The sequence below is a fragment of the Dactylosporangium sp. CA-052675 genome (assembly GCF_050947935.1).
Lineage (GTDB): Bacteria > Actinomycetota > Actinomycetes > Mycobacteriales > Micromonosporaceae > Dactylosporangium.
In genome coordinates this window covers 6,796,001-6,811,355 of record NZ_CP192010.1, presented here as the reverse complement: position 1 = coordinate 6,811,355, position 15,355 = coordinate 6,796,001, and the positions used below count along the sequence as shown (strand labels likewise).

14 protein-coding genes are annotated in these 15,355 nt (G+C 75.6%); 6 read left to right on the top strand and 8 right to left on the bottom strand.

Translation table 11 applies throughout. The features are described 5' to 3' along the window. Positions 1-12: 12 nt before the first annotated feature. Complete coding sequence (locus tag ACQP1P_RS30315) at positions 13-1,305, top strand: MFS transporter (RefSeq protein WP_433075912.1); 1,293 nt, start codon at positions 13-15, stop codon at positions 1,303-1,305. Here the strand turns inward: ACQP1P_RS30315 and ACQP1P_RS30310 are convergent. Together ACQP1P_RS30310 and asnB are read right to left on the bottom strand one after the other, a co-directional pair. Continuing rightward, positions 1,256-1,489, bottom strand: coding sequence for a hypothetical protein (locus ACQP1P_RS30310; protein WP_433075910.1), 234 nt, complete (start codon positions 1,487-1,489; stop codon positions 1,256-1,258). The genes ACQP1P_RS30315 and ACQP1P_RS30310 overlap by 50 nt on opposite strands. After that, positions 1,486-3,360 carry an asparagine synthase (glutamine-hydrolyzing) gene (asnB, locus tag ACQP1P_RS30305; protein ID WP_433075908.1) on the bottom strand — a complete coding sequence of 625 codons (1,875 nt, stop codon included), beginning with the start codon at positions 3,358-3,360 and terminating at the stop codon, positions 1,486-1,488. Before asnB ends, ACQP1P_RS30310 begins: the two co-directional genes overlap by 4 nt. A 104-nt stretch (positions 3,361-3,464) precedes the next feature. Here asnB and ACQP1P_RS30300 point away from each other — a divergent pair, with 104 nt between their 5' ends. Continuing rightward, complete coding sequence (locus ACQP1P_RS30300) at positions 3,465-4,181, top strand: response regulator transcription factor (RefSeq protein ID WP_433075906.1); 717 nt, start codon at positions 3,465-3,467, stop codon at positions 4,179-4,181. Further along, on the top strand, positions 4,178-5,839 hold the full coding sequence (locus tag ACQP1P_RS30295) for a sensor histidine kinase (protein WP_433075904.1): 1,662 nt from the start codon (positions 4,178-4,180) through the stop codon (positions 5,837-5,839). Before ACQP1P_RS30300 ends, ACQP1P_RS30295 begins: the two co-directional genes overlap by 4 nt. On the opposite strand, the gene ACQP1P_RS30290 is transcribed toward ACQP1P_RS30295, so the two are convergent. The 5 genes from ACQP1P_RS30290 to ACQP1P_RS30270 all read right to left on the bottom strand — a co-directional run bounded on the left by ACQP1P_RS30290 (position 5,814) and on the right by ACQP1P_RS30270 (position 12,128). Next, positions 5,814-7,715, bottom strand: coding sequence for a potassium transporter Kup (locus tag ACQP1P_RS30290; protein ID WP_433075902.1), 1,902 nt, complete (start codon positions 7,713-7,715; stop codon positions 5,814-5,816). The two genes, ACQP1P_RS30295 and ACQP1P_RS30290, sit on opposite strands and share 26 nt — an antisense overlap. A gap of 54 nt (positions 7,716-7,769) precedes the next feature. Continuing rightward, positions 7,770-8,438 carry an esterase/lipase family protein gene (locus ACQP1P_RS30285; RefSeq protein WP_433075900.1) on the bottom strand — a complete coding sequence of 223 codons (669 nt, stop codon included), beginning with the start codon at positions 8,436-8,438 and terminating at the stop codon, positions 7,770-7,772. Between the two features lie 111 nt (positions 8,439-8,549). Next, complete coding sequence (locus ACQP1P_RS30280) at positions 8,550-10,793, bottom strand: LuxR C-terminal-related transcriptional regulator (protein ID WP_433075898.1); 2,244 nt, start codon at positions 10,791-10,793, stop codon at positions 8,550-8,552. A 138-nt stretch (positions 10,794-10,931) separates the two neighbouring features. Next, positions 10,932-11,762 carry an ATP-binding protein gene (locus ACQP1P_RS30275; RefSeq protein WP_433075896.1) on the bottom strand — a complete coding sequence of 277 codons (831 nt, stop codon included), beginning with the start codon at positions 11,760-11,762 and terminating at the stop codon, positions 10,932-10,934. A gap of 60 nt (positions 11,763-11,822) precedes the next feature. Next, positions 11,823-12,128 carry an STAS domain-containing protein gene (locus tag ACQP1P_RS30270; protein ID WP_433075894.1) on the bottom strand — a complete coding sequence of 102 codons (306 nt, stop codon included), beginning with the start codon at positions 12,126-12,128 and terminating at the stop codon, positions 11,823-11,825. 161 nt (positions 12,129-12,289) lie between these two features. Here ACQP1P_RS30270 and ACQP1P_RS30265 point away from each other — a divergent pair, with 161 nt between their 5' ends. Genes ACQP1P_RS30265 through ACQP1P_RS30255 form a run of 3 tightly spaced genes read left to right on the top strand, consistent with a single transcriptional unit; the run spans position 12,290 to position 14,891 of the window. Then, the gene (locus ACQP1P_RS30265) at positions 12,290-12,961 is read left to right on the top strand and encodes a response regulator transcription factor (protein ID WP_433075892.1); all 672 of its coding nucleotides are present in this window, start codon (positions 12,290-12,292) and stop codon (positions 12,959-12,961) included. Beyond that, positions 12,958-14,322: an ATP-binding protein gene (locus ACQP1P_RS30260; protein WP_433075890.1), complete on the top strand. Its 1,365-nt coding sequence runs from the start codon at positions 12,958-12,960 to the stop codon at positions 14,320-14,322. The genes ACQP1P_RS30265 and ACQP1P_RS30260 overlap by 4 nt, the downstream gene beginning before the upstream one ends. Next, positions 14,319-14,891, top strand: a complete 573-nt coding sequence (locus tag ACQP1P_RS30255; RefSeq protein ID WP_433075888.1) for a GerMN domain-containing protein — start codon at positions 14,319-14,321, stop codon at positions 14,889-14,891. The genes ACQP1P_RS30260 and ACQP1P_RS30255 overlap by 4 nt, the downstream gene beginning before the upstream one ends. Here the strand turns inward: ACQP1P_RS30255 and ACQP1P_RS30250 are convergent. Then, a complete protein-coding gene (locus ACQP1P_RS30250; RefSeq protein WP_433075886.1) occupies positions 14,875-15,306 on the bottom strand; it encodes a response regulator in 432 nt (143 codons plus the stop codon). The two genes, ACQP1P_RS30255 and ACQP1P_RS30250, sit on opposite strands and share 17 nt — an antisense overlap. Positions 15,307-15,355 lie beyond the last annotated feature (49 nt).

Sequence of the window (15,355 nt, the reverse complement as noted above, 5' to 3'; positions counted from 1 at the left end):
AGACTCCGGTTCATGTTCATTCGTGGCCGGCAAGGCCGCTCCGCGCCGCGGCCCGGGCACCGGCGGCCGGGAGGGTTCGCGCTGCTCTGGCTCGCCTCCGTCACCTCCGCGCTCGGCAACGGGATGCGGTGGGTCGCGCTGCCGCTGCTCGCCGCGGGGCAGTCCGGCGACCCGTGGACGATCTCGCTCATCACCGTGGCCGAGGAGCTGCCCTGGCTGCTGTTCGGCCTGCTCGCGGGCGCCCTCGCGGACCGTTTCGACCGGCGGCGCCTCGCGCTGGGCGCCGATCTGGCCCGGGGCGCGGTGATGGTGGCGTTCACGGTCGCCGTGGCCTGCGGCTTCGCGCCGATCGGGCTGGTCGTGGCCCTCGGGTTCGTGCTGACCTGCGGTGACACCGTCGCCGCCCCGGCCCTCGCCGGGCTGCTCCCGGCCGTCGTAGCGCCGCCGCGGCGGCCCGCTGCCAACGGCCGCCTGCTCGCCGGAGTCCAGGTCACCGACACGCTCATCGGGTCCACGGCGGGCGCCGCGCTCTTCGCCGCCGCGGCCGTGCTGCCGTTCGCCGTCGACGCCGCGACGTTCCTGGCCTCGGCCGCCTGCCTGGTCCTCCTGCGTGTCCCGGCTCCGGCGGACCCGCGACCCGGGGGCGGCGGCGTCCGGGCCGGGATCACCGCGGGGCTGCGGCTCATGTGGGCCGACCCCGCGGTGCGCGGGCTGTGTCTGCTGCAGGCGGTGACGAGCGTGGCGTACGCGGGCATCGTCGCCGTCCTCGTGCTCTTCGCGACCCGCGTGCTCGGGTTCGGGCCCGCCGGGTTCGGGCTGCTCCTCGCCGTGTACGCGCTCGGCGGCGTGGCCGGGGGCGTCGCCGCCGGACGGCTCGCCCGGTGGCTGGGGCCGCGGCGGTGCCTGGTCGTGGCGGTCGCCGGCACCGCGGTGTGTGTCGCGGCGCTCGGCGCGGCGCGCGCGACGGTCGTGGCCGTGGCCGCGGCGGGGCTGCTCGGGGCGGCGGCGACGCTCGGCGACGCGCTCGCGGCCACGCTGCGCCAGGCGCTCGTGCCGGACGCCTGCATCGGCCGCGTCACCAGCGCGTTGCGCATCGTCGGGCGCGGCGCGGCCCCGGTGGGCGCGCTCGCCGCGGGCGCGCTGGCCCACGCCTGCGGGCTGCGCACCCCGTTCTACGCCGGCGCGATCGCCATCGCGGCCGGGCTCGCGGCCTTCGCGCCGCTGCTGTACCGGCGGCCCACCGGGGACCGGACGCTCACCACCAACCCTGGCGCTTCGCCCAGCCGAGCAGCGTCGCCGACATGACCGCCATCAGCAGCAGCACCGCGACCAGGTGGTTGCCCTGGGTGTGGTCGCTGACGACGAGGTTCATGCCGTTCGCGGAGGACAGCGCCGTGATGGGCAGGGTGATCGCGGCGATCACCGCCGGCCGCCCGGCCCGGATCGTCATCTTCGTGTCGGTGCGGGCCTTGGAGAACTCAGCGATCACCCGCAGCCGCCAGAGGAGGTGGATGAACTCACGGTCAGCGCGGCGGCGGCCGGTTGCTGGCCGTACCACAGACAGAACATCAGCACCGTCCAGATCTTGCGCGAATGGTCCACCCCGCCCCGGCGGTGCGCGGCGAGCAGCCGCTGCACGTGGGCGATGTCGAGCAGATGGTCGACGTCGGCCGCCGCGAACACGTCGCCCGCCCACTCCCCGACGCGCCCGCGCAGCCACACCCGGGTCGGGGTCGGGAAGCCGAGCTTGCGCCGGGTCACCACCGCGTCCGGCACGAGGCCGCGCACCGCCTCGCGCAGGGCGTGCTTCGTCGCGTGCGGGCTCACCTTGAGCTCCGGCGGCAGCGCGGCGGCCGCGGCGTACACCGCGCGGTCGAGGAACGGCACCCGCAGCTCCAGCGAGTGCGCCATCGACATCCGGTCGGCCTTCGTGAGGATGTCGCCGGGCAGCCAGGTGTGCAGGTCGACGTACTGCATCGCGCTCACGTCGTCCAGCCCCGCCGCCGCGGCGTAGAGCGGCCCGGTGACCGTCGTGTGCGGGTCGGCGGGGCCGCGCATGAGCCGCGCCTTCTCCGCCGGGCCGAAGATGCGGGCGTTGCCGTAGTACCGCTCGCCGATCGGGGTCGTCGCGCGCTCGAGGAAGCTCTTGCCGCGCACCCCCTCGGGCAGCACGCCGGCGACCGCGCGCAGGCCGCGGCGCACCGGGTCGGGCAGGCCCGCGACGGGCGCGAGGGCGGCCGGCTCGCGGTAGATCTCGTAGCCGCCGAAGAGCTCGTCGGCGCCCTCGCCGGACAGCACCACCGTGACGTCCCGGGCGGCGGTGCGGCACAGGAAGTACAACGGGACCACCGCGGGATCGGCGACCGGGTCGTCGAGGTGCCACACGATGCGGGGCAGCGCCTCGATGACGTCGTCGTCGCGCACGAGGGTCGCCTTGAGCCGCACCCCGAGCGCCGCGGCGGTCTGCGAGGCCGCCTCGATCTCGCTGTACCGCGCGTCGTCGAACCCGGCCGTGTAGGCGCACAGGTCCGGGTGGCGCTCCCGGGCCAGCGCGACGACGGCGGAGGAGTCGACGCCGCTGGACAGGAACGCGCCGAGCGGGACCTCCGACTGCAGGTGCGCGTGGACGCTGTCGCGCAGCGCCGCGCGGATCGCCGCGACCGCCTCGGCCTCCGGGCGCGCCACGGGGCGCAGGGCGTGCTCGAAGTACCGCCGCACGACCGGCCCCTCGCCCGGCCGGCACGTGAGCGTGTGCCCCGCGGGGAGCCGGTGCACGGCGGGGTGCAGGGTCGCGGGCTCCGGGACGTACTGCAGCGTCAGGTAGTGCGACAGCGCCGCCGTGCCGATCCGCCGGGCCCCGCCGGCGAAGGGCAGCAGCGCCTTCTTCTCGCTCGCCAGGTACAGGCCGTCGGGGGTCTGCAGGTGGTACAGCGGCTTGATCCCGAACGGGTCCCGGATCGCGTGCAGCGTCTGGGTCGCGGCGTCCCACAGCACCGCGGCGAACATGCCCCGCAGCCGGCGCACCGCCGAGGGACCCCAGTGGTGCCACGCCGCGGCGATGACCTCCGCCTCCCCCTCGGTGGCGAAGGTCGCGCCGTGCTCGGCCGCCAGCTGGGCGCGCAGCTGCCGGTAGTTGTAGAGCTCACCGTTGAAGACCACGGTCCAGGTCCGGTACCGGCACGGCTGGTGACTGCCCGCCCGGTCGATGATCGCCAGGCGGGTGAAGCCGAACACGGCACCGCCGGCGGCGACGAGCGCCGTCTCGTCCGGGCCGCGGTGCCCGAGCCGCTCCAGCGCGGCGGCGAGCGCGTCGCGGTCGGCGGTACCGTCGCGGCTGAGGAACACCAGGAGTCCACACATGGCCGGGACGGTAGGAATCCGCCGGTTGGGAACCGGTGAAGAACCCGTTGCCGGATCGAAACCCGAACCCGATTTCGCGGGTTCCTCACATTCGGCGGGTCACAATGGCCGGGATGAGCGCACGAATCCTGGTCGCCGACGACGACCCGAAGCAGGCCGAGCTGATCCGGCTCTACCTGGAGCGCGACGGTCACAGCGTGCTCACCGTGCACAACGGCCGGGCCGCCCTGGAGCAGTGCCGCTCCCGCAAGCCGGACCTGCTGGTCCTCGACGTCATGATGCCGCAGGTCGACGGGCTCGACGTGTGCCGGATCATGCGGGCCGAGTCCAGCGTGGCGATCCTGCTCGTCACCGCCCGCTCCACCGAGGACGACCTGCTGCTGGGGCTGGACCTCGGGGCCGACGACTACATGACCAAGCCGGTCAGCCCGCGCGAGCTGGCCGCCCGGGTCCGGGCCCTGCTGCGCCGCTCCGGCATCGGCAGCCCCGGCCACCAGCGGGTGCTCACCGTCGGCGACCTGGTCGTGGACGCCGGGCGCTTCGAGGTGCGCGTCGCCGGGGAGACAGTCGTGCTCACCGCGAAGGAGTTCGGCATCCTGGAGCTGCTCGCCGGCGAGCCGGGGCGCGTGTTCACCCGGGGCGAGATCATCAACCGGGTGTTCGGCTTCGAGCGTGACGTGTCCGAGCGCACCGTGGACGCGCACGTGGTCAACCTGCGCCGCAAGCTGGAGGCGGAGCCCGTGCAGCCGCGGTACGTGCAGACGGTGTACGGCCGCGGCTACCGGCTGGCGGAGCAGGCCCTCCCGGACGGGCGGCCGTGAGCTTCCGCCTGCGCGTGTTCCTGCTGACGCTGGTCGTCGCCGTGGTGGCGACCGGGGCGACGGCCTGGTTCAGCCTGCGGTTCATGGCCCAGCAGATCGACCGCTCGCAGCAGGAGGCGACCCGGCACGTGGCCGACATCGCCGACACGGTGCGCGCGTACGGCCGCCGCCACGGCACCTGGGCCGGGGTCTCCGAGCGGGTCCGGCAGCTCTCGGCCGACAACCACCAGCGCATCCGCCTGGTCAACCTCAACGGGCAGGTGACCGTGGACAGCGACAACCTGGCCAAGCGGGCCGCCCGCCCGGTCGTGGGCACGCCCACCCTGATCAACCCGCGCCCGGCGCTGTCGCTCGACCCGCGCCAGCTCGGCCTCATCGCCGCCAAGGCCGACGGGCTCGTCCTGGACGAGCTGGCCAGGTACCGGCGGGCGAGCGTCTACGCCCGGTGCCTCACCGACATGGGGCAGGACCCGCCGCCGGTGGCCCCGGACGCGTACGGCATCCCGCTGCCCGCCACCGAGCCCGAGCACGGCGAATGCGCCGTGCAGGCCCGCGACGCCCAGGAGTACGCCCAGGCCGACGACAGCACCGCGGTCACCAACTGCCGCAGCGCCGCCGACCACGGCGCCTGCCTGGTGCAGGCCTTCGGCAACCAGGTGGAGACGTTCGCGCCGGAGCCGCTGCAGCTGTTCCTCGGCGCCGTCGACGACGACGCGGTGACCCTGCTCGGCCGCCCGACCGCCGGGGCGATCGGCGCCGTGCTGGTGCTGTCGGTGATCGGTACCGCGCTCGTCGCCCGGCAGCTGGCCCGGCCGCTGCGCTCGCTCACGGCCGCCTCCCGCCGCCTCGCCGACGGTCACCTCGACACCCGCGTGGCGACGACCGGCCGGGACGAGGTCGGGGAGCTCTCGCGCTCGTTCAACCGCATGGCCGAGGCGCTCGAGGGCGCGGAGACGGCCCAGCGGCGCATGCTCGCCGGCGTGGCCCACGAGCTGCGCACGCCGATGTCGAACGTGCTCGGCTACCTCGAGGCCCTCCAGGACGGCGTGGTGCCCCCGTCGCGGGAGCTGTTCTCCTCCCTGCACGAGGAGGTCCTGCTGCAGCGGCGCATCCTCGACGACCTGCAGGACCTGACGCTGGCCGAGGCGGGCCACCTCGCGTACCGCCGCACCGGCTTCGACCTCGCCGAGCTCGTCGAGGTCAGCCGCGTCGCCCACCTCGCCGTCGCCGAGCACGGCGGCGTGCGGCTCACCGCCGAGGCGGCCGGCCCGCTGCCCGTCCACGGCGACCAGGACCGGCTGCGTCAGGTGCTGGGCAATCTGGTGACGAACGCGCTGCGGTACACCGATCCGGGCGGCGCGGTCGTGCTGCGCGCCTTCCCGCTGCCGGGCCGCGCCGTGGTGGAGGTGCGCGACACGGGCTGCGGCATCGCCCCGGCCGACCTGCCCTTCGTGTTCCAGCGCTTCTGGCGCGCCGACCCGGCGCGGGACCGCGAGACGGGCGGCAGCGGCCTGGGCCTGACCATCGCGCGGCAGATCGTGCTCGACCACGACGGCACCATCGAGGTGACCAGCACCCAGGGCGAGGGCAGCGTCTTCCGCGTGACGTTGCCGATCGTGGGGGCCGAGCGGCTCACACCTCGACGTGGGAGCCCATGATGACGGTGCGGTCGCGGGGCAGGCAGAAGTGCTCCGCGGCGTCGGCGGTGATGTACGAGGTGGCGATGAACAGCCGCTTGCGCCAGGCCGCCATCGTCGGGGTGTCGCCGCGGCGCAGCTCGATCTTCGACAGGAAGTACGACGCCTCGTCCAGGTTCAGGGAGCCCTCGGTGCGGGCCGGGTCGAGCAGGCCCAGCGCGGCGGGGAGGTTCTGGGCGTCCATGTAGCCGTAGCGGACGGTCACGAAGACGATGCCGTCGTCGGCGTAGCCGAGGTCGTCCATCGTCACGCGGTCCTCGTCGGGGACGCGGGGGACCGGCTGCGTCTCGATCGACAGGATGAGCACGTGCTCGTGCCGCACGTGGTTGTGCTCGACGTTCGCGCGCATGGCCAGCGGCGCCGACTCCTTGCCGCGGTTGAGGAAGACCGAGGTGCCGGGGACCCTCGTCAGGGCCGTGTCGGCGTGCAGGCCGTCGATGAACTCGCGCAGCGAGCCCTCCTGGAAGCGGCGCCGCGCGGTGACCACCGAGCGGCCCCGCTGCCAGGTCGTCATCACCGTGAACGCGGTCAGCGCGATGAGCAGCGGCAGCCAGGCGCCGTGGACGATCTTGGTCAGGTTGGCCGCCACGAACAGCAGGTCGACGGCGAGCAGGATCGCGCCGCCGCCGTACAGCAGCCAGGCCGGGGTCCGCCAGGTCCGGCGCGCGATGTAGAGGAACATGAGCGTGGTGATGGTGATCGTGCCGGTGACCGTCATGCCGTAGGCGTAGGCCAGGGCGGCGGAGCTGCGGAACGCGAACACCAGGGTCAGGACCGAGACCAGGAGCAGCCAGTTGATCCACGGCACGTAGATCTGCCCGATCTGCTCGGCCGAGGTGTGCGCGACGCGCAGCCGCGGCAGGTAGCCCAGCTGCGCCGCCTGGGACGCGACCGAGTACGCGCCGGTGATGACGGCCTGCGCGGCGATCACCGTCGCCGCGGTGGCCAGCAGCACCAGCGGCAGCCGCAGCCAGGACGGCACGAGCAGGAAGAACGGCCCGGCGATGTTGGCCGGGTCGTCCAGGATGAGCGCGCCCTGGCCGAGGTAGCTCAGCGTGCACGCGGGCAGGACCAGCCACAGCCAGCCCGCGGCGATCGCGCGGCGGCCGAAGTGGCCCATGTCGGCGTACAGTGCCTCGGCGCCGGTCACCGAGAGCACGATGGCGGCCAGGGCGAAGAACGCGATGCCGAAGTGGCCGGCGAGGAACTCGATCGCGTAGGCGGGCGAGAGCGCCTTGAGGATCGCCGGGTGGCGGGTGACCCCGGCGATGCCGAACCCGCCGATGGTGACGAACCAGGCGATCATCACCGGGCCGAAGACCCGGCCGACGGCCTCGGTGCCGTGCCGCTGCACCAGGAACAGCACCACGATGATGACCGCGGTCAGGGGCACGACGAGCTCGCCCAGCGACGGCTGCACCAGCTTCAGGCCCTCGACCGCGCTGAGCACCGAGATGGCCGGGGTGATGATGCTGTCGCCGAAGAACAGGGCGGCGCCGAAGATGCCCAGCCCGGCCAGCGTCATCGCGGCCCGGCGGCTCTGCCCGGTGACCCGGCGGCGCAGGAGGGTGATGAGGGCCATGATGCCGCCCTCGCCGTCGTTGTCGATGCGCATGGCCAGCAGCACGTACGTGACCGTGACGACGATCATGACGGACCAGAAGAGGGTCGAGACCACGCCGTAGACGTTGGTGGCGCTGACCGGGACCGGGTGCGGGTCGCCGGGGTTGAACACCGTCTGCAGGGTGTAGATCGGGCTCGTGCCGATGTCGCCGAAGACGACGCCGAGGGCGCCGACGACGAGGGCGACACTGAACTTCTGCGGCTGTGCGCTCACGCCGTGATACCCCCTCGGTACCAGTATCGGCGCCGAGGGGGCGGTTCGCGGCGTTTAGCTGGATACGAACGAGCGGACCTGGGCCAGCACGACGGTGTCGGTGAGGTAGGTGAGGTGGTTCTCGCAGGGGACGTACGTGTTCGTCGCCCCGCTGAGCGCCGTGCTCGTGTACGGGATGATGACCCCGTCGCAGGGCGAGTACCAGGTCCGGTAGACGGTGCTGCCGGGCGTCTCGTCGCCGGCGCTGAGCGTCAGGATGAACGCCGAGCCCGGGTACATCTGCTGGCAGGTCACGAACACCAGGCACGCGCCCGCGGACGTGGTGCCGTGGTTCGCGCCGGCCAGCGACGCCAGGTGCGCCACGCTGGACGCGCCGCCGAGCTGCTTGAGGTACCAGAGGCTGACGAGGCCGCCCATCGAGTGGTTGACGATGTCGACCTTCGACCAGCCGGTGCGCGCCTTGACCTGCTCGACGAAGCTCGCCAGGCCCTGCGCGTTGGTGATGTTGCTGCCGTAGGAGTTGTACTCGTAGGCGAACAGCTCGCCGCTGCCGTAGCCGGCGCCGCGGAACAGGGCCTCGGCGGTGGCCCAGTTCGAGGCGCTGCCCGTGTAGCCGTGCACGAAGACGACCGGCCGGTGCGCGGTGGCGGCGTGCGCCCCGGTCGCGGGCAGGGCGAGCAGTGCCGCGGCGCACGCCAGCAGCAGCGCGAGGATTCGGCGCATCGGTGGACCTCCTGGGGGTGGGGGTGTGTTGTGCATCGAAGCCTGCCGATCACCGGCCCGATCGCGCATCGGTGAAATCGCCGGTCTCCTCCGGCCGGGACGCGGGTGCGCTCAGGGCAGGGCGCGGGCGAGCTCGGTGCGCGAGCGCACCCCCAGGCGCACGAAGATGTTGCGCAGGTGGTGCTCGACGGTCCGGGGGCTCACGAACAGCGCCGCGGCGATCTCGCGGTTGGTCGCGCCGCCGGCCACGAGCCGGGCGATGCGGGCCTGCTGGGCGGTGAGCGCCGGCGCGTCGGCGGGGGCGGCCTCGACGTGGTCGCCGGCGGCCCGCAGCTCGGCCGCGGCGCGGCGCGTCCAGGGGCCGGCCTCGTACCGCTCGAACGTGGCCAGGGCGCTGCGCAGGTGCTCCCGGGCCGCGGCGGGCCGGCGGCGGCGGCGCAGCTCCTCGCCGTAGAGCAGCTCCGTGCGCGCGCCCGGGAACGCCGAGTCGCCGGCCAGGTGCAGCCGCAGCGCCTCGCGGAAGCGCTCGTCGGCCTCGTCGTCACCGGCCGCGAGCAGGCCGTGGCAGCGTGCCGACAGCGCCAGCCAGGTCGGGTTCGCCGTCGCCGCCGCCCACAGGTCGTAGGCGGCGAGGACCTGCCGGGCCGGGCCGGGATCGCCGCTGCGCACGACCGCCTCCACCAGCGTCGGGATGGCCGGCACCTGGACGCCCAGGTGCCCGCGGCCCACCGCGGTGCGCATGACGCCCCAGAGCCGCCCGGCCGCGTCGGCGTGGCGCCCCGCGGCGACGTCGACGAGGCTCGCGGCCCACACGCACATGGCCCGGGCCTGGCTGTCGACGTCGCCGCCGGCCCGGGCCCGGCAGCGGCCCACCCAGCGCCGGCAGCCCTCCGCGTCGCCGAGCATCCCCGCGATCACCGCCAGCAGGCCGCAGCAGTTGTCGGCGACCGCGTCCTGCCCGGTGGCCGCGGCCAGGCGCAGCCCCTCGGCGGCCGTGGCGGCGGCGAGGTCGAGGTCGCCGAGGGCGAGCGCGGCGGTCGCGGCGACCTCCTGGGCCAGCGGCTCGGTGGCCCGGTCGCCGACGCCCCGGGCCAGGCGGGCCGCCCGGACGGCGAGCCGGTGCGCGTCCTCGTCCCGCCCGGCGACGATCCCGGCCCAGGCGGCCCGCACGAGCACCGGCGGGTCGGCGCAGGCGGCGGCGAGCGCGACGGCCCGCCGCAGCGGACCGGCGGCGCGGGCGGGGTCTCCGGCGTATCCGGCGGCCATGCCCGCGAAGTGCTCGAACAGCACCGCTTCGTCCGGGGCGGGGTGCGGCCCGGCGGCTTCGGCGGGGTCTGCGGCGGGGTTCGGCCCGGGGTCCGGGGCGGTGTTCGCGGCGGGGTTCGGCTCGGGGTCCGGGGCGGTGTTCGCGGCGGGGTTCGGCTCGGGGTCCGGTGCGGTGTTCGCGGCGGGGTTCGGCTCGGGGTCCGGCGCGGTGTCCGTGGCAGGGTCCGGGGCGTGGTCCGGGCCGGGGCGCAGGGCGAGGGCCCGCCGCGCCACCGCGGCGAACTGGTCGTGGCGGCCGGACGCGCCGAGCGCCTCCCCCGCGAGGGCGAGGGCGCGCAGGGCCCGGCGTCCGGGCAGCCGGGCGGCCGCGGCGAGCAGGGTGTGCCGGGCGTCCCCGTGCGCGCCGGTGCGCAGCTCCACCTCGCCGAGCAGCAGTTCCCGCTCCGCGTGCAGCGCCTGCGGTACCGCCGGCGGGAACACGGCCCGCAGCAGCAGCCGCGCGCGGTGCGGCTCGCCGCCGCGCCACGCGAGCCGGGCCGCGCCGAGGGTCCAGGCCGCCGCCCGGGCCGGGTCCGTCGTGAGCTCGGCCGCCCGCCGCAGCGCCGTGACGGCGGCGGCATCGGCCCCGTCGGTCCCTACGCCGGCCGTAAAGCCTCCGTCGGCTCCGCTGGCCGCATCGGCTCCGCTGGCCGCGCTGGCCGCGCTGGCCGCGCTGGCCGCGCTGGCCGCGCTGGCCGCGACGGCGGTGTCGGCCCCGTCCGCGGCGAGGGCGGCCGCGGCGAGCTCGGCGGCCAGGGTGTCGTCGGGGCCGGTGGCGGTCGCGGCGCGGTGCAGCGCGGCCTCGCGGCGGTCGGCGACCAGGCCCGCCAGGCGGCGGTGGGCGGCGAGGCGCTCGGCCAGCCCGGCCTCGGCGTACACGACCTCGGCGAGCAGCGGCGGCACGAACCGGGCGCGGCCGTCCTCGACGCGCACGAGCTCCGCGTGCTCGGCCGGGGCCAGGTCGGCCGCCGGATGGCCGGCCGCCGGGAGCAGGGCCGCGGGGCAGCTCGTGCCGGCGGCGGTCATCCGGGCCGCGGCGGCCGCGAGCACCAGGACGCGGCGGGTGCCGGGGGCAGGGTGCGCAGGACGGCGCGGTACTCGCGGCTGAGCGGCCCGTCGCGCGGCGGCGTCGCGGGCGGGTCGGCCTCGCCGCGGCGCTGCTCGGGGAGAGGGCCGCGGCCAGCTCGGTCAGGGCCCGCGGGTTGCCCGCGGCCCGCCCGGCGAGGACCCCGGCCACGTCGCCGGCGAGGCCCGGCACGGCCCCGGCGAGCAGCGCCCGGCTGTCGCGCCGGTCCAGGGGCCGAGCCGGCGGCGGGGCAGCCCGGCGAGCGCGGCCTCGCCGGCGGCGGCCGCGGGCGTGTCCCGCAGCGCGAACACGAGCGCGATCCGCTCGCGCCCGGCCCGCCGCGCGGCGACGGCGAGCGCGTCGAGCGAGGCGCGGTCGAGCGCGTGGGCGTCGTCGACGAGCACGAGGACCGGGCCGGTCCGCGCGGCGTCGCGCAGCGCGGCGAGCACCGCCAGCCCCGCCGCGAGCCGGTCGTGCGGCGGCTCCCCATGCGCCTGGGCCGGGCCCTTCGCCTGCGCCGGACCCTTCGCCCGCGGCCGGCCGTTCGCCCGCGCCGGGCCGTTCGCCTGGGCCGGGCCGTTCGCCTGGGCCGGGGCGTTGGCTTGGGCCGGGGCGTCCGGGGCGTGCGCCTGGGCCGGGTAGGGCAGGCCGGCGAGGAGGCGGTGCAGGCCGGCGAGCGGGAGCGCCGACTCGGCGTGGCACCCGGTCACGGACAGGACCGTCACGAAGCCGCCGGCGGCGGATGGGCCGCTCGCGGACACCGTCGAGAGGGGGTTGACGGCGGTGTCCGCGAGGGCGTTCAGGAGGGCCGTGCGGCCGATGCCCGGCGGGCCGGCCAGGACCAGGGCGCCGCCGCGGCCGTCGGTGGCGGCGCCGAGCAGGGCCGTGGCGGCGGCCAGGTCGTCGTCGCGGCCCAGGAGCCGGACTTTCTGCACGGTCGATGCAACAACCATGCCGATCAGTGTTACGCGCGGGTAACGCGCAGGGGAAGTGCGCGCGGGTGATTGCCCCGGTTACTGCACGTGCAGGACGTTGCTCACGCGGGCCAGGCGCAGGGTGCGGGTGACCCGCGGGCCGGGCGAGCGCAGGGTGAGCCGCCCGCCCGCGACGAACATGCGGCGGTGCACGTCCAGGAGCATGCCGATCGCGGCCGCGTCGACGAACGGGCACTCCGTGAGGTCGACGACCAGGTGGTCGGGCCCGAGATCCGCCGCCTCGTGGAGGAGGGCGGCGAAGCGCGGTACCGATGCCGCGTCCAGTTCCTCGCGGATCACGACCTCGATCGTGGGGGTGGCCGCGTCGGCCGTGCCGCTGTGCATGTGCGTCTCCCGTCGTCGCCGGTGCCCACCTCCCCAGCGTTCGGTTCCGATGTGGCGAACCCTGCCCGGATCCGTGACGGTTGTGTGACTTCGGCGGCGCCGGCCCCCGCAGAGGGCCGGGGAAGTGGTCGCCGGGCGGTCGCGCCCGGCATGATGCCCCTATGGCAGGCGTGCTGGTGATCGAGGACGACGACCGGATCCGGCTCTCGCTGGCGCTCGCGCTGGAGGACGAGGGCTACGCGGTCCGCGGCGCGGCGAGCGCGGAGGAGGGGCTGGTCGCGCAGCGCGAGGACCCCGCCGACACGGTGCTCGTCGACCTGATGCTGCCCGGCGTCGACGGGTTCGAGTGCATCCGGCAGCTGCGCCGCGGCGACGACGTGCCGATCGTGGTCATCAGCGCGCGCGACGACACCCACGACATCGTCGCCGCGCTCGAGGCCGGGGCGGACGACTACCTGGTCAAGCCGGTCGCGGTGAAGGAGCTCTCGGCCCGGCTGCGGGCGCTGCGCCGGCGCGGGCGCACCGTGCAGGCGATGGCCAGCATGGTCTTCGGCGACATGGAGATCCTCCCGGAGGCGGGCGAGGTGCGCATCGGCGGCGAGCCGGTCGCCGTGACCCGCACCGAGTTCCGGCTGCTGTGCGAGCTGGCCGAGCACCCGGGGCAGGTGCTGAGCCGCCAGCAGCTGCTGCAGCGGGTGTGGGAGTACGAGATCGGCGACGAGCGGCTGGTGGACGTGCACGTCGGGCGGCTGCGGCAGAAGATCGAGCGGGACTCCAAGTCGCCGCGGTACCTCGTGACCGTGCGCGGCATGGGGTACAAGCTGCAGCGATGACGCGCCTGCGGCTGGGCCTGCGGACCAGGGTCGTCGCCGGGTTCGCCGCCGGCGCCCTGACCCTCTCCGCCTGCATGGCCCTGGCCTCCTACGAGCTCACCCGCAACGAGCTCATCGGCGGCCGGGAGCGCTCGGCGGTGCGCTCGGCGACCTTCGACGCGCGGGTCGTCTCCGCCGGGCTGAACGCCGACAGGCCCGACATCGGCGGGATGCTGCGCACCCTGGACACCGGGGGCAATCGCCGGGTGCTCGTGTTCCACCTGGGCAAGTGGTACTCGCGCCACGCCGAGACCGCGTCCACCTCCGCCGTGCCGCAGAGCCTGCAGCGCCTCGTCGGCGAGTCGGGCCAGGGCATCCAGCGCACGACCCTCGACGGCTCGCCGGTGGTGATCGTGGGCATCCTGCTCTCGCCGGCCACCGCGCTGTACGAGATCGACTCCATGCGCGAGCTGGACCAGAACCTGCGCACCATCGGCTGGGTGCTCGCCCTGGTCGCCTCGGCCGTCGCGCTGGCCGGGGCGGGGCTGGGGTGGTACGCCACCCGCTACGTCCTGCGCCCCCTGCGCTCGGTCGCCACCGCGGCCCAGGGCATCAGCGCCGGCGATCTCGGCGCGCGGCTCGACCCCGCCACCGACCCGGACCTGGAGCCGCTGTCGACCTCGTTCAACGAGATGGTCGACCAGCTGGCCCGGCGCATCGAGCGGGACCGCCGCTTCGCCGCCGACGTCTCCCACGAGCTGCGCTCCCCGCTGCAGACCCTGGCCGCGTCGGCGAGCGTGCTGGAGCGCCGCCGCGACCGGCTCGACGAGCGCACCGCGACCGCGGCCGGCCTGGTCGTCGACGAGGTGGCCCGGTTCCAGCAGCTCGTCGACGACCTGCTGGAGCTGGCCCGCGGCGACCTGCCGGCCCAGCTGGAGCCGGCCGACGTCGGCGAGCTGGCCCGGCGCGCGGTGCAGCGCCGCGGCCTCGACCCGGCGATCGTGGACGTCACCGGGGCGGGGGCGGGCGGCCTGCGGTGGACCGTCGACCGGCGCCGGCTCGAGCAGGTGCTCGTGAACCTGCTCGACAACGCGGTGACCCACGGCGGGGGCCCGGTCGCGGTGCGGATCGAGACCGACGGCCCCGACGGGTCGATCGAGGTCGACGACGACGGCCCCGGCGTCAACCCCGCCGACCGCGAGGTGATCTTCGACCGGTTCGAGCGGGGCCGCTCGGCCGGGGCCCGCGGCAGCTACACGGGCACGGGGCTGGGCCTGTCGCTGGTGGCGCAGCACGTGGCCGCCCACGGGGGCCGGGTGCTCGTGCTGGACCGGCCCGGGGGCGGCGCGCGGTTCCGGATCGAGCTGCCGGGGGTGCGGTGAAGCGCCCCGGCCGGCTCCCCGGCCTCGCGCTGCTGGCGATGGTCGCGCTGCTCGGGCTCGGCGGGTGCGGGGTGCCGACCGAGGACTCCCCGCGGCCGATCGAGCCCTCGGCGGTCATCGGCTCCTACGAGGGCCCGATGGCGGTGACGTCGCCGGGGGCGGTCGTGGAGCGGCTGTTCTTCACGCGCGACAGCCAGCTCGTGCCCGTCGACCGGCGGGTGGCGAACGTCCCGGCGCCGCAGCAGCACCTCGACGACCTCGTCGCCGGCCCGACGGCGCCGGAGCGCGACGCGGGGGTCGACAGCGCGCTCGGCGGGACCTCGTACATCACCGGCGTCCAGCTCCACAACGGCACCGCCGTCGTCGGGCTCTCGGTCGACAACCCGATCCGCAACGACGAGACGCTCGCCTACGGGCAGATCGTGTGCACGCTCGCCGCCCGCGCCGACATCGTCGCCGTGCAGTTCACGCAGGACGGGCGGACGCTGGAGGTACCGCGGGGCGACGGCGCCCTCACCAGCGCGCCGCTCACCGAGGACGACTACGTCAGCCTCATCGCCGAGCGGTAGCCGCGGTCACCACGAAGCTGAACCGGTCGATGCCGCCGATCAGCCGGGCCAGCTGCGCGAAGTCGACGGGCTTGCGGAAGTAGTGCTCGGCCGGCACCCCGAAGTCGCGCAGCATCCGCTCCTCCAGCGGCGAGCTGGTGAGCACGACGACGATCAGCCCGGCCAGCTCCGGCCGGCTCCGCACCCGGTCGAGCACGACGCGCCCGTCGACGCCGGGCAGGTTGAGGTCGAGCAGCAGGATGTCCGGGCGCGGGGCGTCCGCGTGGCGGCCGCGGCGCTCCAGGTAGTCGATCGCCTCGAGGCCGTCGCCGAGCACGGTGAGCGGGTTGCGCAGGCGGTGCTCGCGGAACTCGTCGATGGTGTACGCCACGTCGCCCGCGTCGTCCTCGACCAGCAGGATGTGCGCGAGGTCCATGGGCTCCCCAGGTTATTGCAGCAGTACAAGGGTTTCGCCTTACGGTAAG